Source organism: Paraburkholderia sp. J11-2, assembly GCF_905220185.1.
GTDB lineage: Bacteria > Pseudomonadota > Gammaproteobacteria > Burkholderiales > Burkholderiaceae > Paraburkholderia.
In genome coordinates this window covers 52,918-70,137 of record NZ_CAJMYY010000017.1, presented here as the reverse complement: position 1 = coordinate 70,137, position 17,220 = coordinate 52,918, and the positions used below count along the sequence as shown (strand labels likewise).

Sequence of the window (17,220 nt, the reverse complement as noted above, 5' to 3'; positions counted from 1 at the left end):
TGGGTCGTTACGACTTGATCCCGCCGCTCATCGGCACGATTTGCGGCTTGGTGGTCTTGCCTTCGTAACGCGTCGAGGTATTCAGGTACGGCTCGACGGTGTCCTTCGTCACGAACTTCAGGCCCGTGTTCGTATCGGCCGGGCCGACCAGGCCGCCCGATGCGAGCGTCACGAACGCCTGCATGACCGTATAGAAGCCCTGCACGTACGGTTGCTGGTCGATCGTGAAGTCGAGGAAGCCTTCGTGAATGAGCTGGACCGTCGTGGGCAGCAGGTCGAAGCCGCCGCCATGCACGCCCTTCGCGGGCAGGTTCGATTCCTTCATCACCTGTGCCACGCCCTGGGTGCTGCCCGCGTCCACGGCGAACATGCCCTTCACGTCCTGGTGGCCGAGATAGAACGACTTGATCTTCGAAAGCTCTTCGTTGACGGTCGCGCCAGTGGCCACGGTCTGGATGTCGATCTTCTTGCCGGACTTCTTGATGGCGTCGCTCGCACCGTCCAGGCGCGGCTGGATGTTGAGCTGGCCGGGCGTGGCGATGAAGAGCGCAACCATGCCGCTGTCGATGAGGCTCACGATGCGCTCGCCCATCTGGTAGCCCGAGAGATACAGGTCCTGGCCGATATAGGCGAGGCGCGGATTCTTCTTGCCGCGCGGCGCATCGGCGTTATAGGCGAAGACCGGGATGCCCGCGTCGAGCGCCGCCTGAATGGGCTTGTCGAAGGCGGTGGGGTCGACGATCGGCACCGCGATCGCGTCGGCTTTGGCCGCAATGGCCGAATTCACGGCGCGCACCATTTCGCCTGCGTCGGACGTGGCGGAGCCTGTCCACTGATAATCCATGTTGAGCAGCGAGCAGGCGTCCTGAATGCCGTATTGCGTCGGCACGAAGAACGGATTCGTGGTGACGTGATTGACGAACACGATCTTCCACTTCTTGTGCGAAGGGAACCCCGATTCGGCCGCCTGCGCCGTGGAAATCAATCCGCCGCCGCCCACGGCGCCGAGCAGCGAAAGCGCCGCGCCCAGTCCCGCACCCTGCATCAGGCCGCGCCGGCCCGTGTCGATCAAGCTCTTGCCGTCTTTTGCGTCATCCCGATCCTGCGCCATGTCTTCCTCCGGTCTTGTCTTCGTGGTCGATGTAGTCGACTTTTCGTCGAAAAGCGTGCAGATACTGGCCAGTACCGGGGTTCGCGTGCGCATGGCGCTCATTGAATCGAGTCATCACGCGCGAGACATCCGTAGCGAACGCGGGTTCGCCAGGCGCCGACGGTACCGCAAAAATCTTAGTGCAGCGTGATGAGGCCTCCTAATCCATGTATACCCGTAACTAATCCATAAGGCCGCAGCGACGATGACAAGCGCCTTACGCGCCGCCCTTCGCTTCCTGCATGTGTGGCGGCGGGCTGGCGAGCTTGGCCTGGTCCATCGGCGTGGCGGTTTGCGTGCGCGGACCGGCAGTGCGCGGCGCGCCGCGTCCCGTGCCGGTGGACTTGCGGCGCGCGGCATGGCGCTCTGTCGCGCGCTGCATGAGGCAGAACGCGCAGAGCAGCGCGCCGATCACAATGCGCGTCCACCACGAACTGAGCGTGCCGTCGAAGGTAATGAGCGTCTGGATCGTGCCGAGGATGCCCACGCCGAACACCGAGCCGATCACATAGCCCACGCCGCCCGTGAGCAGCGTGCCGCCAATCACCGTTGCCGCAATGGCGTCGAGTTCCATGCCTTGCGCCTGCAGCCCGTAACCCGAGAGCACATAGAGCGTAAACACCACGCCTCCGAGCGCCGAGCAAAACCCCGAGAGCGCATACACGCCGATCTTGGTGCGCGCGACCGGCAGGCCCATGAGCAGCGCGGAGCGCTCGTTGCCGCCGATCGCGTAGACGTTGCGCCCAAAGCGCGTGAAGTGCGCGATGACGATGCCCGCAACGAGCATGGCGATGGCCGTGAGCGACCCCGTGGTGAGCGAGCCGCTGCCTACGGGTATGTTGAATTCTGAGAGCGCGTGAAAGCCGGGGTCGTTGATCTGGATGGATTCGGTGGTGATGAGAAAGCACGTGCCGCGCGCGAGGAACATGCCCGCAAGCGTGATGATGAAAGGCTGCAGCCGGAAGAAGTGGATCAGCGCGCCCATTGCCGCGCCGTAGAGCGCGCCGCAGAGCAGCACAAGCGGCACGACCACGAGCACGGGCCAGTGCAGCTTTTCGGTGCCCACGGCGCAGAGAATCGTGGTGAGCGCGACCACCGCGCCCACCGAAAGATCGATGCCGCCGGAGATGATCACGAACGTCATGCCGATGGCGACGATCAGCAGGAACGCGTTATCGACCAGCAGGCCGAACGCCACCTGCAGCGAGAAGAACCCGGTGTACATGACCGAGCCGAAGCCGAACAGCACGGCAAAGAGCACGACGGTCACAACGATGGGCAGCACGCGCGGATCGACGAAGCGGGTCGCGCCGCGCCGGCACGCTGCGAGCGTGTTCGAGAATGACAGGGCAGGGCGGTTCATGCTCGGCTTCCCCCGTATGGGTGCGCTTCGTGCTCAGGCGCGCGCGCGGCGTGCGAGAGCAATACGCTTGAGTTGTTGGAACGCGAAGGTGCGCGCGGCGGGCGACTGGATCAGGCACACGAGCAGCACGACCACGGCCTTCACGACGAGCGTGGCCTCGGGCGGCACGCCGATCGAATAGGTGGTGTAGGTGAGCGTCTGGATGATGAGCGCGCCGAGCACCGTGCCCGCAAGACTGAAGCGCCCGCCCAGCAGCGACGTGCCGCCGAGCGTCACCGCGAGAATGGCGTCGAGTTCGAGCAGCAGGCCCGCGTTGTTGCCGTCTGCGCTGCGCACGTTCGAACTGATGAGAATGCCGGCAATCGCTGCGGTCACGCCGCAAAACGCGTAAGCGCCGAACACCACGGCTTGCGACGACAGCCCCGCTAGACGCGCAGCCACCGGATTCACGCCGATCGAGCGGATGAAGAGCCCGAGCGCCGTGCGGTTGACAATGAGCGCGGTGAGCACGGTCACGGCGAGCGCGATCCACACGGCGCACGGAATGAGCGCGAAATAGCCGCCACCGGCGAACAGATAGCCCGGCGCACCGATCGGGATGATCTGGCCGCCCGTGAGCAACTGCGCCACGCCGCGCCCCGCCACCATGAGAATGAGCGTGGCGATGATCGGCTGCATGCCGACGAACGCGACGAGCAGCCCGTTCCAGATGCCTGCAAGCAGACCCACGGCGAGCGCCGCGCCGAACGCCATGCCCACGCGCGAAGGATCGGCGGAGAGCACGGTGGCGGCCGCCGCACCCGCAATCGCCACGACGGCGCCCACGGAAATGTCGATGCCGCGCGTGGCGATCACGAGCGTCATGCCGAGCGAGACCACGACGAGCGGCGCGGCGCGCATGAGAATGTCGATCGGCGCGCCGAACAGGTGGCCGCCCAGCATCGTGATCGAGAGGAAGTTGCCGCGATGCGCGACATCGACGACGAAAAGGGCGATGAGCGTGACCGCGGGCCACACCAGCGGATGCCGGAGGACGAGCGAGAGCCAGGCGGGAAGGGCGGGGCGCGTCATCGACGGTCTCCGGCAATGAGGTCGTAGACTTCGTGCTCCGAGCGCGCCGCGCCCGAAAGCTCGGCCACCTTGCGCCGGTCGCGCAGCACGGCAATGCGGTCGCTCACGCGCACGACTTCGCTGATCTCCGACGAAATGAACAGGATGCCGAGGCCTTTCGCGCAAAGCGCGCGCACGCGGTCCATGATTTCGAACTTGGCGGCGACGTCGATGCCGCGTGTGGGTTCGTCGAGTATCAGCAAACGCGGCTTGGTTGCGAGCCAGCGCGCGAGCAGCACCTTTTGCTGATTGCCGCCGGAAAGCAAACCGATGGGCTGCTCGGCATCGCGCGCCTTGATGCCGAGTTGTTCGATATATTCGTTGGCCAGTTCGCGCTGGCGCGAGCGCCGGATCATGCGCCACCAGCCCAGTTGCGCCTGCAGCGCGAGCACGATGTTCTCGCGAATCGACAGATCGGCGACGATGCCTTCCTTCTTGCGGTCTTCAGGACAATAGGCCATGCCGTGACGCACGGCGTCGCGCGGCGAGGAAAGCTTCACGGGCTTGCCGTTGATGTGCACCGTGCCAGCGTCGGCTTTATCCGCGCCGAAAAGCAGGCGCGCGGTTTCGGTGCGCCCCGAGCCGAGCAGGCCTGCCAGGCCCAGAATCTGGCCCGGCTGCACTTCGAGATCGAGCGGATTGAGCACGCCGCGGCGCGCCACGCCTTGCGCCGCGAGATACGGTTCGGCATTCGTTGCAGCGCTTTCGCTGTGCGCGGCTTCGGCGTGCGTGAGCCGCTCGCCTGCGTTCTGCAGGCCCACCATCTTCGCGACGAGCGTTTGCACCGGCAGATCGGCCGCGAGATAGTCGCCTTCGCGCTCGCCGTTGCGCATCACCGTGATGCGATCGGAAATGGCGTAGGTTTGCTCCAGAAAGTGCGTGACGAACAGAATTGCAATGCCCGACGCTTTCAGCTTGCGCAACACGTCGAACAGGCGCGCGACTTCGCCTTCGTCGAGGCTCGAAGTCGGTTCGTCGAGAATCAGAATGCGCGCATCGACGGACACGGCGCGCGCAATCGCCACCATCTGCTGCATGGCGATCGGGTAGGTGTCGAGCGACTGCGTGACGTCGAGCGAGAGATTCAGCTCCGCAAGCGCTTCTTCCGCGCGGCGATGAATCGTTTTCCAGTCGATCAGGCCGCGCTTGCGCGGCTGGCGGCCCGCGAAAATGTTCTCCGCAACCGAGAGGTTGGGGCAGAGATTGACTTCCTGGTAGAGCGTCTGGATGCCGGCGGCCTCCGCCATCTGCGGCGTCGGGAAGTGCACCGCCTGGCCCGCGAGGCGTATCTCGCCAGCTTCGGGCTGGTGCACGCCGGTCAGCACGTTGATGAGCGTGGACTTGCCGGCGCCGTTCTGCCCCATCAGCGTATGGATTTCGCCGGGGTACAGACGAAAATCGACCCGGTCGAGCGCGCGCACGCCGGGGAAGGTTCGGGTAAGACCGACGGTTTCGAGTATCGGGGAAACGCTCATGGGCAACCGAGAAAGAGGCCAGAGCGCGCGGCGCCTCGTGAATCCCTTAAATACTAAGGGCTACGAAGCACGCCGCGCCGCTTGCACCGAGTTTAGTACTTGCGCGTCGGCAGCACCTGCGCCGCCACGTCCATCGGGAACACCGTTTCGTTCGTCACGATGCGCTTGGGCAACTGCTTGCCCGCCACCACGTCTTTCACGGCGCTCATGAGTTGCGGCCCGAGCAACGGGCTGCACTCGACGTCAACATTCATCTTGCCGGCGATCATCGCCTCGAAGCCGCCCTTGGTGGCGTCGAACGACACGACGCTGATGTCCTTGCCCGGCTTCATGCCGGCTTCTTCCATGGCCTGGATCGCGCCGAGCGCCATGTCGTCGTTATGTGCGTAGACCACGTTGATCTTGTTTCCATAGGTCTTCGCGAACGCTTCCATGACCTGCTTGCCGCCAGCCAGCGTGAAGTCGCCGCTTTGCGACGCGATGATCTTGAACTTCGGATCGTTCTTGATCACTTCCATGAGGCCCGAGTGACGGTCGTTGGCCGGTGCGGAACCCACCGTGCCCTGCAGCTCGACGATATTGATCGGGCCGGGGTTGTCCTTGTAGTGCTCTTCAAGCCACTTGCCCGCGCGGCGGCCTTCTTCCATGAAGTCCGAGCCGATCATCGTCACGTAGAGCGACTGGTCTTTCACGTCGATGTTGCGGTCCGTGAGAATCACGGGAATCTTGGCGCGCTTGGCTTCCTGCAGCACCGGCTCCCAGCCCGATTCGACCACGGGCGAGAACGCGATCACGTCCACCTTCTGGGCGATATACGAGCGAATCGCCTTGATCTGGTTTTCCTGCTTTTGCTGGGCGTCCGAGAACTTGAGGTTGATGCCGGCGTCTTTGGCGGCCTGTTTGACCGACACCGTGTTTGCCGTGCGCCAGGCGCTTTCCGCGCCGACCTGCGCAAAACCTAGCGTGATCTGCTTGTCTTCGGCGTGTGCAACACCCGCCGCCAACGAGAAAGCGGCCGCCGCAGCGACCAGCCCGCCTACCATGCGTGTTGCCAGTTTCATGCGTGTCTCCGATGTAGCTCTGTGCGTTGTATTTCTTTAATTCATGGCGCTACACCCGCGTCCATCACGGCCGGACAGTATCACGAGAAGTATCGCGCCATCCCTGGCCTCCGGTTATATCCTTTCGATATACCGTTGGCCGCCCCTGCTGACCACAATAGACAAACTATATGCAACGTCAGGAACGGTTTCGATTAGCGTTTTCCCGATAAGCCTGACTCATATAGTCATGCTATTTATTGGACTTTCTCACTAAGTGGGCAAAGCCATGAACACCCGTAAGCCCAAGCTTCGCTCGGCCGCGTGGTTCGGCACCACGGACAAAAACGGCTTCATGTACCGGAGCTGGATGAAGAATCAGGGAATTCCGGATCACGAATTTGCCGGCAAGCCGATTATCGGCATTTGCAATACGTGGTCGGAACTCACGCCCTGTAATGCGCACTTTCGCAAGCTCGCCGAGCATGTCAAGCGAGGCATCTACGAAGCCGGCGGATTTCCTGTCGAGTTTCCTGTGTTTTCGAACGGCGAGTCGAACCTGCGGCCCACGGCCATGTTCACGCGCAACCTCGCATCGATGGATGTTGAGGAATCCATACGAGGCAATCCCGTCGATGCGGTCGTGCTGCTCGTAGGTTGCGACAAGACCACGCCGGCGTTGCTGATGGGCGCGGCGAGCTGCGACGTGCCGGCGATTGCCGTGACGGGCGGCCCGATGCTCAACGGCAAGCACGAAGGGCGCGATATCGGCTCGGGCACCGTGGTGTGGCAACTGAGCGAGCAGGTGAAGGCGGGCAAGATTTCGATCCACGAGTTCATGTCGGCGGAGTCGGGCATGTCGCGTTCGGCGGGCACGTGCAACACCATGGGCACGGCTTCGACCATGGCGTGCATGGCCGAAGCGCTCGGCGTTACGCTGCCGCACAACGCCGCGATTCCGGCTGTGGACGCGCGCCGCTACGTGCTCGCGCATATGTCGGGCATGCGCATTGTGGAGATGGCGCTTGAGGACCTGCGTCTGTCGAAGCTGCTCACGCGCGAAGCGTTCGAGAACGCGATTCGCACGAACGCGGCCATCGGCGGCTCGACGAATGCGGCGATCCACCTGAAGGCGATTGCGGGCCGCATCGGCGTGCCGCTCGAACTCGACGACTGGACGCGCATTGGCCGCGGCACGCCGACCATCGTCGATCTGCAGCCCTCGGGCCGCTTCCTGATGGAGGAGTTCTATTACGCGGGCGGCTTGCCTGCCGTGTTGCGGCGCCTCGGCGAAGCGAACCTGTTGCCGCATCCCGACGCGCTTACCGCCAACGGCAAAACGCTCTGGGAAAACGTGCGCGAAGCGCCCATTCATAACGCCGAAGTCATTCGCCCGCTCGACAATCCGCTCGTGCAGGACGGCGCGTTGTGCGTGCTGCGCGGCAACCTCGCGCCGAACGGCGCGGTGCTGAAACCTTCGGCGGCCACGAAAAAACTGTTGAAGCATCGCGGGCCCGCGGTGGTATTCGAGAACTTCGACGACTACAAGGCGCGCATCGCCGACCCCGAACTCGACGTCACGGCCGATTCCGTGCTCGTCATGAAGAACTGCGGGCCCAAGGGTTATCCGGGCATGGCCGAGGTGGGCAACATGGGCTTGCCGCCGAAGCTGCTCGCGCAAGGCGTGACCGACATGGTGCGCGTGTCGGACGCGCGCATGAGCGGCACGGCGTATGGCACGGTGGTGCTGCACGTCGCCCCTGAAGCGCGTGCAGGCGGACCGCTCGCGATCGTGCGCGACGGCGACTGGATCGAGCTGGACTGCGAGAAGGGCGTGCTGCGCATGGATATCGGCGACGAGGCGATCGCTGCGCGGCTCGCCGAATGGGCCGCGAATCAGCAGCCCATTCCCGCCGATCGCAGCGGTTATCGCAAGCTCTACGTCGAGCACGTGCTGCAGGCCGACGAGGGCTGCGATTTCGACTTCCTGGTGGGCTGCCGCGGCTCGGACGTGCCGAGCCATTCGCATTAACCTCTCTCGCGCGGAACCTGCGTTGCGGCAGACGTAGGTTCCCGTCCTTGCATTGAAAATTAAAACTTCGACGAGTCTTTGTCGGCGTTTCCCTACCTTCGTTTTCCTGATTGTTTAAGGTCTTGCGCAACGTTTGATCGTGTGCACGCAAAGGCTTGTCATGCGTCATATGCGGCGGTCAACGCGAAAACATGGGTCGCGTTAAGCGGAGGCCAGCCGGCGGGCTGGCGCCTGTGACCTATTCAGCCATTCGCGGAGATTCGCCATGAAACAACGATGCATGCCAACCCGTCTTCGCTCATGGCGATGGCGCACGAGCGCGGCGGGCGCACTCGTCGCGCTGGGGCTGCTTTCGGGCTGTGTCGCCCAGCGGCCGTTCAGCATGCCCAGTTACGAAGCCGGGGCATGTGTGAGCGCCGCCGCCGGTTACTACTGCGTGCAGCCCGGCGATTCGCTCGACTCGATCGCGGCTTCGTTCGGGCGGCGGCCTGGCGAGATCGCGCAATGGAACGCTATGGAGGCGGCTTCCACCGTGCGTGCAGGGCAGATGCTGCGCGTGGGGCCGCCGTCGGGCGTTGCGAGCGTTTCGCCCGCGCCGCCGTTCGCGGCCGCGCAGCCTGAGGGCGCCGCGAATCGCTTCGTCTGGCCCGTTGCAGGCACCGTGGTGCGCGAGTTCGGTGCGCAAGGTTCGCGCGGCATCGAGATCGCCGCGCGCCCCGGCACGCCGGTCAAGGTAGTGGATGGCGGCCGGATCGTCTACGCCGGCGACAAAATCAAGCAATACGGCCTCATGGTCATCGTAAAGCACGACGACCACTTCGTCACCGCGTATGGCAACAACCGCCGGCTCATGGTGGCCGAAGGCGCGAGCGTGCCGCGCGGCACGACCATCGCCGAGATGGGGACGGGCCGCGACGGCCAGGCGGTGTTGCAGTTCGAAATGCGTGAGGATGGCCGCCCCGTGGACCCACTCGCGTATTTGCCGCCGGGGTCGGGGCCGGTCACGCCTTGACGGTGCCTTTCGATATGATTTGGAATCCGTAACAAATCGGCTGGCGCGTAAAAACGCAACCGTCAGGCCGCTTTTGGCGTACGCTCATCGACGCCGAGGCAGTCCAGGCCCAGAAGCGTGGCCTCGACGGCTTCGTCGAGCGGCGTATGAGGCTCGCGCCCGAGTTCCCTCACGAGCCGGGCGTTGTCGAGCTGCAATGGCTCGCGCCACAAATAGCGCATCTCCATCAGTTCGCGCAGCGTCGTCACGAAGGGCGAGATGGCGCGCACGAAGGCCCAGGCGAAGGGCTTGCTTTGCGGCTTCAGCCCGTGATTGCGGGCGACGCGGCAAATCGCTTCGACGATCTGCGAGCCGTCGGCGTCCCAATGGCCGGCCATATGGAACGTCGCGAACGCGGGCAGCATGTCGCGCTTCCCGATCAGTTCGAGCATCGTGCGCGCGACGTCGGGCACATACGACCACGCGTGGCCCACGCCGCGCGTACCAGGCTGGCGCACGACCTGCACCGGCGCGCCACGCTTCACGAGCCCTTGCGCAAACCAGCTATTGCCCACGCGCGGCCCGAAAAAGTCCCCCGCACGCACGACGATCGAGCGCACGCCATGCTCGCTCGCGGCCCGCATGCGCCGCTCCAGTTCCACACGAATCGCGCCCTTGCGCGTGAGCGGCTGCTGCGGCGAGTCCTCGCGCAGCAACGGGAAGGTGTCGGGCCCGAAGTTGTAGACCGTGCCTGGCAGCACGACGGTCGCGCCCGCGGCGGCCGCGGCGGCGAGCGTGTTGTCGATCATCGGCAGCACGACCTGCGCCCAGCGCCGGTAGCCCGGCGGGTTCACGGCGTGCACGATCACCGAACAACCCTGCGCCGCGCGTACCACTGCTTCGCGCGAGAGCACGTCGCCGTCTAGCCATTCGATCGCGCTTGCCGCAACGGCACCCGTGGCCGGCGCGCCGCCGCGCCGCAGCGCGCGGACTTGCCAGCCGGCGTCGAGCAACTGGCGCGCGACCTCGCTGCCGATTCCGCCGTTTGCGCCAAGCACGAGCGCGCGGTTCTGTCGATGGATGGGGATGGCGTTCATGCCGGTTCTCCTTGCGGGTGAGCTGTCATGAAGGGCATTCTGCGCCGCTTGCCGTCAATAGAAAATTGCCGAAAATAGGAGATAGGCTATACATTTACGTATAGCCTGCGATCTGAATAGGGAACCGGACATGGCCGACAAGGAACCGAGCTGGGAGTGGTACAGGAGTTTTCTCCAGGTCCTGGAGAGCGGCTCGTTGTCGGCCGCCGCCCGCGCGCTGGGCATCACGCAGCCGACTGTCGGGCGGCACGTCGACAGTCTGGAAGCGGCGCTGGGACTCACGCTGTTTACCCGTTCGTCCGATGGATTTTCGCCAACCGCGGCGGCCAATGAACTGAGGCCGTACGCTGTCGGCATCGCAATGACCACGGCCGCGTTGCGCCGCGCGGCAAGCAGTCATGGATCGGGCGTGCGCGGTACGGTGCGGCTGACGGCGAGCGAAATCATCGGCGTTGAGGTCCTGCCGCCGATACTCGCAGCCTTGCGCTACGACTATCCGGAGCTGTCGATCGAACTGGTGCTGTCGAACAAGGCTGACGACTTGCTCCGTCGTGAAGCGGACATCGCGATACGCATGTTCCGGCCCGTGCAGGAGGCACTGGTCGCCAAACGCGTTGGCGCGATCGAAGTCGGCTTGCACGCCCACGAACGCTATCTGGCGCTTCATGGCGCGCCCAAGTCGATGAAAGACCTGTCACGCCATACGATCATCGGCTTCGATCAGGAAAACGCGTTCATTCGCTCGCTCCAGGCCAGGTTTGCGGCCTACAACCGCAACAGCTTTGCATTTCGGGCCGACAGCGATCTCGCCCAGCTGGCCGCGATACGCGCGGGTTTCGGTATTGGCGGGTGCCAGTCGCCATTGGCAGCAAAAGACCCGAAACTGGTCCGTGTTCTGCGCAAGGAGTTCTCGCTGACGCTCGATACGTGGGTGGCCATGCATGAGGACTTACGCACGAGCGCGCGCTGCGCCGTGACATTTGCAGCGCTTGCGTCGGGGCTGAATGCGTATATCCAGGGACAAGGCGCGTAGCGGCCGCCTCAACGCGGCGCGCGGCCGGCCCGCGCATACGAAGCCAGCATCGTCGCGAGTTCCTGCGCGGCAGGCGTGAGCGGCACGGCCGCGCGCTGCAGCAGACAAACCTGCTGCGCCGCCGGCCGCTCGGCGATCTTGATGTGTGCAAGCCGTTCGGCAAACGGCCCGCGCCTCGCGACCACCGACGACTCCAGCGCGAGGCAATCCGTCTCGCTGACCCAATGCAGCGTTTCGAAAAGCCCTTCCACCGTCGCGACGATGCGCGGCGGCGGCAAGCCGTGGTCGGTGAAGAACGTCGTGAGCCGGCTCGAAGCGAAGGCGTCCGCGATATTGGGCGAGCGCGTTGCGAGCCAGTCGCAATGCGTGAGCGCGCGCAGTGAGCGCGCCCCCGCCTTCGGATGGTCGCGGCGGCAAACGACCACCGGGTCCGACGGGTAAAGCTCCGTCACCGAAAGATCGGTCGTATCGGTCTGGTCCGAAACGAGCGCGAGCGCGAAATCGAGCGTGCCTTCGCGGATCCACGAAATCATCATGCGTGAGGTGCCCGTGCGCAGGCGCAGCGCCACGCGCGGAAACCGCGTGCTGTACTGGCCGAGCACGGGCACGAGCGCGTCCATGAGCGGGTCGGTCGTGAGGCCGAACGCCACTTCGCCCGCGTAGTCGCCGCGCAACTGCTGCGCCTCTTCGCTTGCGCGCTCGCACTCGCCGAGAATCGACGCCGCGCGCACCAGCAGGCGCTGCCCGAGCACCGTGAGTGTCACGCCGCGATTCGTGCGCGTGAGCAGGGCGCCGCCCAGTTCGGCTTCGAGATTCTGCAGTTGCTGCGTCACGCCGCTTTGCGCCACGCCGAGCGCGCGCGAGGCCGCCCGCACACTGCCGCGCTGGGCGACGGCGACGAAAACACGCAACTGGGAAAGCGTGAGACTCATGGGCGACGATTTTCGGTGATCGGTAGATGTGATCATGATAGATGAATCCGGGCTTTTCCCGAACGCTGCGACGTCCTACCATCGGGCGGGCAAGAGACTCCCTACTTTCCGCCGCCGTTCATCACGCGTTCATCATGAAAAAAATCCCGTCGATCTTGCTTTCCCTTGCACTGGCCTTGAGCAGCGGTGCCTTCGCGCGCGAGGGCGACACCGTGCGCCTCGGCATTGATCCGACCTATCCGCCCATGGACGCCAAGGCGCCCGACGGCTCGCTCAAAGGATTCGACGTCGATCTCGGCAACGAGATTTGCCGCCGCATTCACGCGCGTTGCCAGTGGGTCGAACTGGAGTTCTCGGGCATGATCCCGGCGCTGCAGGCGCGCAAGATCGACGCGGTCATGTCGTCGATGGCGATCACCGCGAAGCGCGAGCAGCAAATTCTCTTCACGTCGAAGCTATTCCAGTTCAAGTCGCGGCTCGTCGCGCGCAAGGGCGCCCCGTTTGGCGCTACCGCGCAGTCGCTGGCCGGCAAGTCGGTCGGCGTGCAGTCGGGCACGCAGTTCGAGACGTATGCGCTCGCGAACTGGGCGCCGGCGGGCGTGCACGTGGTCACCTACAAGAGCCAGGAGGAGGTATTTGCCGACCTCGTCAACGGCAGGCTCGACGCTGCGTTGCTGGGCTATGTCGAAGCCGACTACGGCTTCCTGCGCACGCCGCAGGGCAACGGCTTCGCGTTTGCCGGCGGCCCGATTGCGATGGGCGACCGCGGCACGGGCATCGGCATGCGCAAGGACGAAACGGCGCTTGCCGCGCAGATGAACGACGCGATTGCGGGCATGCTGAAGGACGGCACGTACGCGCAGATCGCGCGCCGCTATTTCGACTTCGATCCGTACGGCAACTGAGCCGCCGCACACTTCGCCGCTCACTTATTTGAAACCGCATTAAATCCATGAACCAGCAATCGACTCCGCTTTTGAGCGCCACGCCGGGCACGCACCGCGAACTGACCAGCTTCCATTTCGGCCCCGCCGACGCGCACCAGAAGATCTATATCCAGGCGTCGCTTCACGCCGACGAAACGCCCGCCATGCTGGCGGCAGTGTTGTTGCGCGCGCAGCTGGCGGAACTCGAGGCGCAAGGCGCACTCGCCGCGCAAGTGGTGCTCGTGCCGCTCGCCAATCCCGTGGGTTTGAATCAGCACGTGCTCGGCCAGTTCATCGGCCGGTTCGATCTTGCGAGCGGCAAGAACTTCAACCGCCATTTCCACGCGTTTCCCAAGCTGCTCGCACGCGCGAAGGAGACGCTCGGGGCGGACGTCGAGCGCAACCGCGATCTGATCCGGCAGCTGATGCGCGAAGCGCTGGACGCGCAGGCGCCGCTCACGGAATTCGACTCGCTGCAGTTGGCGCTGTTGAGGCTCTCGCACGACGCCGATCTCATCATCGACCTGCATTGCTCGCTCGAAGCAGTCATGCACGTGTACACGAGCGAGGCCGGCTGGCCCGATGTCGAGCCGCTCGCCCGCTACCTCGGCTCGCGCGCGCAGCTGCTGGCGACCGACTCCGGCGCGCAGGCATTCGACGAGGCGCATAGCCTGCTGTGGTGGCAACTGCGTCAACAGATGCCGGCCACGCAGCCCGTGCCCGCCGGCCCCACTGCGGTGACGGTCGAGTGCCGCGGCCAGCGCGACGTGTCGTGGGAAAGCGCGCAGCAGGACGCCGATGCGCTGATCGACTACCTGCGCTGGCGCGGCGCGCTCGTCGGCGGCGACGTGAAGCCGCTGCCGGAACTGCTGATGCCGGCCACGCCGCTCGCCGGCAGCGCGCAATTCTATGCGCCGCGCAGCGGCATTCTCGTGCACCGCGCGAAGATCGGCGACTGGATCCGCGAGAACGACCCGCTCTTCGATATCGTCGACCCGATGACAGGCGAGACGCAGACGGTGAAGAGCACCGCGGAAGGCGTGTTCTATATGCGAAGGGCGATTCGCTTTGTCACGGCCGGCGCGCCGCTTGGCCGCGTGACGGGCACGCGCCCGATACGCAGCGGTGTGCTGCTCGGGGCTTGAGGCGAGAGGATGCCCGTCAGGCTTGACGGGTTTTGTGCATCGGCACGATCACGCGCACCCAGAGTCCGCCCTCGGGGTGATTGCCGATCTTGAGCTTCGCGTTGCACAGGCGCGCAAGGCGCCGCACGATCGACAGGCCCATGCCCCAGTGCGAGTCGAGCCCGAGGCTTGCCGCGCGCGAGGCGAGCATCGGCGGCGCCAGCGTGCCGCCCTCGGGCAGGTTCGCGCCGGTGCCTTCGCCGTGATCCCGCACGCTCAAGGTCCAGGAGCGCGGCCCGCGAGCCGTGCAGATTTCGATGGGCGGCTCGCCGTGCGCCTGCGCGTTGCCGACGAGATTGTCAACGAGCCGCACGAGCGCGGAGCGCGGCAGCGAGAACGCCTCGCCGGCGTCGAGGCGAAGCACGATGCTCGCGTCCGCGTTCGCGCCGTAGACGAACCGGTCCCTCAGATACGCGTCTACGTTCACCGGCGCATGATTCGCGCCGCCCTGGCCGGCGGTGTCGACGAACTGGCGCGCGAGATCCTGAAAGAGATCGATGTCCTCGACGAGGGCCACGCGCAGATTCCAGCGCGTGACGGTCATGGCATAAGCGCGCAGCCGCGCAACCCGCGATTCGACCTGCCGCAGGAAGGCGGCGAACGTGGCCGACTGGTCTTCGACCGTGCCGCTGCGGCGGCACAACAGATCGCCGATCGCGCGGGCGAGGCCGTGCAGTTTGCGCGGGCAGTCCACGAGCGTGGGGGCGGGCCCGGTGCCGCTCGTCGCGATGCGCAGCGTCGCAATCATGACGAGCAGATCATGGCGTACCGTCCGTAGCCACCAGGCGCGCAGCGCGAGCAGAACCACGCAGAGCGCCGCCATGAGCGCCACGAATCGCGCATCGAACCAGCGGGCGACTGTTTTCAGGCGCGTGACGCCGGACGAGCAGGCTTCGCGCAGATACGAGCCGTTCGGCGCCGCCCCCGCATGCGGTGCCCAAATGGCATCGCGCAAATGCGGCGACGCCTCGCCGCCTAGGTCGACAATGGTCGGTTTGATCGACACCAACGGGGCGATCCCACGCACGCTCGCGCCTTGCGCGGCCAGTTCCAGTTGCAGTTCGGCTTCCTGCTGCTGTGAGGCGTGCGTCGCGGCGGCCGGATCGAATGCCGTTTTGCCGAAATTCAAGGGCGAGTCGGCATCGAGATATCGAAAACCGGCTTGCAACAGCATCAACGACGCAATCCATAGCAGGAAAATGCGGGCAAACAAGACAATCACCTTTCTTTTTTTGACATCGAAGTTTGGTTTGCGCCTGCGGGCGCACGGTTGAGATAGCCGCAAATCCGGCTATGACGGGTATTGTCCTCGAAGCGCGAGAACTTCGATTCGTGGAAAAGCGCTGGAATATGCGCCGTTTTTCCCTTTGAGCGGCGCTGGTGGCGACTCGCCGAACAGTATTTGGGAAGGGAGGCGTCCGTGGCAGGCGCTCGAACGCGCGGTGATCGGGGTTCTTTCAGCCAGCGGGGTGGCGTGAGCATTCGGAGTCCTTGATAAAATCGCCGGACTCTCGAAAGCTCACGCATGCCCTGTTGCGTCAGGCCGGCTGGCGCAGCGTCCTGAACGTCGCGCGAACTTCTTCCGTGAACGCAGCAGGCTGTTCCCATGCCGCAAAATGGCCGCCCTTAGGGAGTCGGTTGTAGTGGATGAGCTTGGGGTAGGCGCGTTCCGTCCAGCTCCTGGGCGCGGCGTAGATTTCGTCCGGGAATACGCTCACGCCAACGGGCAGCTCCACGTGCTTGGGCTCGAAAAAGTTGAGCTTGTTTTCCCAGTACAGGCGCGCGGAGGAGACCGCCGTCTTCGTCAGCCAGTAGAGCGTGACGTTGTCGAGCACGTCATCTTTCGTCAGGCCTTCGGGCTGGCCTGCGAATACGCGTGCGATCAGCGCCTGTCCGCTCGCGTCGTGGTCGAGCATCCACGCAGCGAGGCCCACTGGCGAATCCTGGATGCCATAGAGCGATTGCGGGCGGTTCGCCATTTCGAGCGCGTAGCCCAGACCGTGCTTGTAAAAGTAATCGAGCTGGTCGTATGCGTGCTGTTCCTCCGGCGAAAGTCCGGTGGGAGGCGGCGTGCCGTCTTTGAGCGATCTGGCGATAGCGTCGGGCACGGTTGCGGGCATGTTGGTGTGAATGCCCACGAGTCCCGCAGGCTTGAGCAGCGCCAGCTGTTCCGTCACAGCGTTGCCCCAGTCGCCCCCTTGCGCCGCGTAGCGCGTGTAGCCGAGCCGGTTCATCAGCACGGCCCAGGCGCGAGCGATACGCTGGGGGTCCCAGCCGGTCTTCGTCGGCTTGCCCGAAAAGCCGTAGCCGGGAAGCGAAGGAATGACGACATGGAACGCGTCGGACGGACTTCCGCCATGATCGGTCGGATTGGTGAACGGCTCGACGATCTTCAACTGCTCGATGATCGAGCCGGGCCAGCCGTGTGTGACGATGATCGGCAGCGCGTTCTCATGCTTCGAGCGCACATGGATGAAGTGAATGTCGAGCCCGTCGATTTCCGTGACGTATTGCGGCAGTGAGTTGAGCTTCGCTTCCACCTTGCGCCAGGTGTAGTCGGTGGCCCAGTAATTGGCGAGCCTTTGCATGGTTGCGAGCTGCACGCCTTGCGATGCGTCGTCCACTGTTTCGCGCTCCGGCCATTGCGTCGCGACGATCCGGCGGCGCAGATCGGTCAGCGCCGCTTCCGGCACGTGCACGCGAAGCGAACGAATGGAAGACGGATCGCCGGCAGCAATCTGCGTGATGCCGCTCGCGGAGGGCTTCGATTCTGCGAAGGCGAGCCGGCTCATTGCGACACCTGCGGCCAGCGTTGCTGCGGCGCCGATGAAGCGCCGGCGCGAAAGAGGTGCGGGATGAAGATCGTTTGACATGCCAATTCCTGATA

General features: G+C 64.8%; 14 protein-coding genes. 5 read left to right on the top strand and 9 right to left on the bottom strand.

Annotated elements, in window-relative coordinates; translation table 11 throughout:
- Nucleotides 1–7: 7 nt before the first annotated feature.
- From U5A57_RS23605 to U5A57_RS23585, 5 genes are all read right to left on the bottom strand, one after another.
- Nucleotides 8–1,111 carry a sugar ABC transporter substrate-binding protein gene (locus U5A57_RS23605; protein WP_158763405.1) on the bottom strand — a complete coding sequence of 368 codons (1,104 nt, stop codon included), beginning with the start codon at nucleotides 1,109–1,111 and terminating at the stop codon, nucleotides 8–10.
- Between the two features lie 256 nt (nucleotides 1,112–1,367).
- Nucleotides 1,368–2,513: a galactofuranose ABC transporter, permease protein YjfF gene (gene yjfF / locus U5A57_RS23600; RefSeq protein WP_321914050.1), complete on the bottom strand. Its 1,146-nt coding sequence runs from the start codon at nucleotides 2,511–2,513 to the stop codon at nucleotides 1,368–1,370.
- 33 nt (nucleotides 2,514–2,546) lie between these two features.
- Nucleotides 2,547–3,584 carry an ABC transporter permease gene (locus tag U5A57_RS23595; RefSeq protein WP_321914049.1) on the bottom strand — a complete coding sequence of 346 codons (1,038 nt, stop codon included), beginning with the start codon at nucleotides 3,582–3,584 and terminating at the stop codon, nucleotides 2,547–2,549.
- Nucleotides 3,581–5,098, bottom strand: coding sequence for a sugar ABC transporter ATP-binding protein (locus U5A57_RS23590; RefSeq protein ID WP_321914048.1), 1,518 nt, complete (start codon nucleotides 5,096–5,098; stop codon nucleotides 3,581–3,583). The genes U5A57_RS23595 and U5A57_RS23590 overlap by 4 nt, the downstream gene beginning before the upstream one ends.
- Nucleotides 5,099–5,190: 92 nt before the next feature.
- Nucleotides 5,191–6,159, bottom strand: a complete 969-nt coding sequence (locus U5A57_RS23585) for an ABC transporter substrate-binding protein (protein WP_415765808.1) — start codon at nucleotides 6,157–6,159, stop codon at nucleotides 5,191–5,193.
- Nucleotides 6,160–6,427: 268 nt separating this feature from the next.
- Between U5A57_RS23585 and U5A57_RS23580 the strand changes: the two genes are divergently transcribed.
- Nucleotides 6,428–8,170: an IlvD/Edd family dehydratase gene (locus tag U5A57_RS23580; RefSeq protein WP_321914047.1), complete on the top strand. Its 1,743-nt coding sequence runs from the start codon at nucleotides 6,428–6,430 to the stop codon at nucleotides 8,168–8,170.
- Between the two features lie 280 nt (nucleotides 8,171–8,450).
- Nucleotides 8,451–9,182 (top strand): peptidoglycan DD-metalloendopeptidase family protein, encoded by a 732-nt coding sequence (locus U5A57_RS23575; RefSeq protein ID WP_321914046.1) that lies wholly within the window; start codon nucleotides 8,451–8,453, stop codon nucleotides 9,180–9,182.
- A gap of 62 nt (nucleotides 9,183–9,244) precedes the next feature.
- On the opposite strand, the gene U5A57_RS23570 is transcribed toward U5A57_RS23575, so the two are convergent.
- Complete coding sequence (locus tag U5A57_RS23570; RefSeq protein WP_321914045.1) at nucleotides 9,245–10,258, bottom strand: NAD-dependent epimerase/dehydratase family protein; 1,014 nt, start codon at nucleotides 10,256–10,258, stop codon at nucleotides 9,245–9,247.
- A gap of 130 nt (nucleotides 10,259–10,388) precedes the next feature.
- Here U5A57_RS23570 and U5A57_RS23565 point away from each other — a divergent pair, with 130 nt between their 5' ends.
- Complete coding sequence (locus U5A57_RS23565) at nucleotides 10,389–11,291, top strand: LysR family transcriptional regulator (RefSeq protein ID WP_321914044.1); 903 nt, start codon at nucleotides 10,389–10,391, stop codon at nucleotides 11,289–11,291.
- A gap of 8 nt (nucleotides 11,292–11,299) precedes the next feature.
- Here the strand turns inward: U5A57_RS23565 and U5A57_RS23560 are convergent, their stop codons facing one another.
- Nucleotides 11,300–12,223 carry a LysR family transcriptional regulator gene (locus U5A57_RS23560; RefSeq protein WP_321914156.1) on the bottom strand — a complete coding sequence of 308 codons (924 nt, stop codon included), beginning with the start codon at nucleotides 12,221–12,223 and terminating at the stop codon, nucleotides 11,300–11,302.
- A 134-nt stretch (nucleotides 12,224–12,357) separates the two neighbouring features.
- On the opposite strand from U5A57_RS23560, the gene U5A57_RS23555 reads away from it, so the two are divergent.
- Both U5A57_RS23555 and U5A57_RS23550 read left to right on the top strand, forming a co-directional pair.
- Nucleotides 12,358–13,128, top strand: a complete 771-nt coding sequence (locus tag U5A57_RS23555; protein ID WP_321914043.1) for a transporter substrate-binding domain-containing protein — start codon at nucleotides 12,358–12,360, stop codon at nucleotides 13,126–13,128.
- Nucleotides 13,129–13,175: 47 nt separating this feature from the next.
- A complete protein-coding gene (locus U5A57_RS23550) occupies nucleotides 13,176–14,294 on the top strand; it encodes a succinylglutamate desuccinylase/aspartoacylase family protein (RefSeq protein WP_321914042.1) in 1,119 nt (372 codons plus the stop codon).
- A 16-nt stretch (nucleotides 14,295–14,310) separates the two neighbouring features.
- On the opposite strand, the gene U5A57_RS23545 is transcribed toward U5A57_RS23550, so the two are convergent.
- Complete coding sequence (locus tag U5A57_RS23545; RefSeq protein WP_321914041.1) at nucleotides 14,311–15,546, bottom strand: sensor histidine kinase; 1,236 nt, start codon at nucleotides 15,544–15,546, stop codon at nucleotides 14,311–14,313.
- Between the two features lie 325 nt (nucleotides 15,547–15,871).
- Entirely contained in the window at nucleotides 15,872–17,206 is a 1,335-nt protein-coding gene (locus U5A57_RS23540) for an epoxide hydrolase (protein ID WP_321914040.1), read from the bottom strand.
- Nucleotides 17,207–17,220: the final 14 nt, after the last annotated feature.

Excerpts from the sequence above, each read along its gene's own strand:
- U5A57_RS23605 (WP_158763405.1), bottom strand. The coding sequence starts at position 1,111 with ATGGCGCAGGATCGGGATGACGCAAAAGACGGCAAGAGCTTGATCGAC.
- yjfF (WP_321914050.1), bottom strand. The coding sequence starts at position 2,513 with ATGAACCGCCCTGCCCTGTCATTCTCGAACACGCTCGCAGCGTGCCGG.
- U5A57_RS23595 (WP_321914049.1), bottom strand. The coding sequence starts at position 3,584 with ATGACGCGCCCCGCCCTTCCCGCCTGGCTCTCGCTCGTCCTCCGGCAT.
- U5A57_RS23590 (WP_321914048.1), bottom strand. The coding sequence starts at position 5,098 with ATGAGCGTTTCCCCGATACTCGAAACCGTCGGTCTTACCCGAACCTTC.
- U5A57_RS23585 (WP_415765808.1), bottom strand. The coding sequence starts at position 6,159 with ATGAAACTGGCAACACGCATGGTAGGCGGGCTGGTCGCTGCGGCGGCC.
- U5A57_RS23580 (WP_321914047.1), top strand. The coding sequence starts at position 6,428 with ATGAACACCCGTAAGCCCAAGCTTCGCTCGGCCGCGTGGTTCGGCACC.
- U5A57_RS23575 (WP_321914046.1), top strand. The coding sequence starts at position 8,451 with ATGCCAACCCGTCTTCGCTCATGGCGATGGCGCACGAGCGCGGCGGGC.
- U5A57_RS23570 (WP_321914045.1), bottom strand. The coding sequence starts at position 10,258 with ATGAACGCCATCCCCATCCATCGACAGAACCGCGCGCTCGTGCTTGGC.
- U5A57_RS23565 (WP_321914044.1), top strand. The coding sequence starts at position 10,389 with ATGGCCGACAAGGAACCGAGCTGGGAGTGGTACAGGAGTTTTCTCCAG.
- U5A57_RS23560 (WP_321914156.1), bottom strand. The coding sequence starts at position 12,223 with ATGAGTCTCACGCTTTCCCAGTTGCGTGTTTTCGTCGCCGTCGCCCAG.
- U5A57_RS23555 (WP_321914043.1), top strand. The coding sequence starts at position 12,358 with ATGAAAAAAATCCCGTCGATCTTGCTTTCCCTTGCACTGGCCTTGAGC.
- U5A57_RS23550 (WP_321914042.1), top strand. The coding sequence starts at position 13,176 with ATGAACCAGCAATCGACTCCGCTTTTGAGCGCCACGCCGGGCACGCAC.
- U5A57_RS23540 (WP_321914040.1), bottom strand. The coding sequence starts at position 17,206 with ATGTCAAACGATCTTCATCCCGCACCTCTTTCGCGCCGGCGCTTCATC.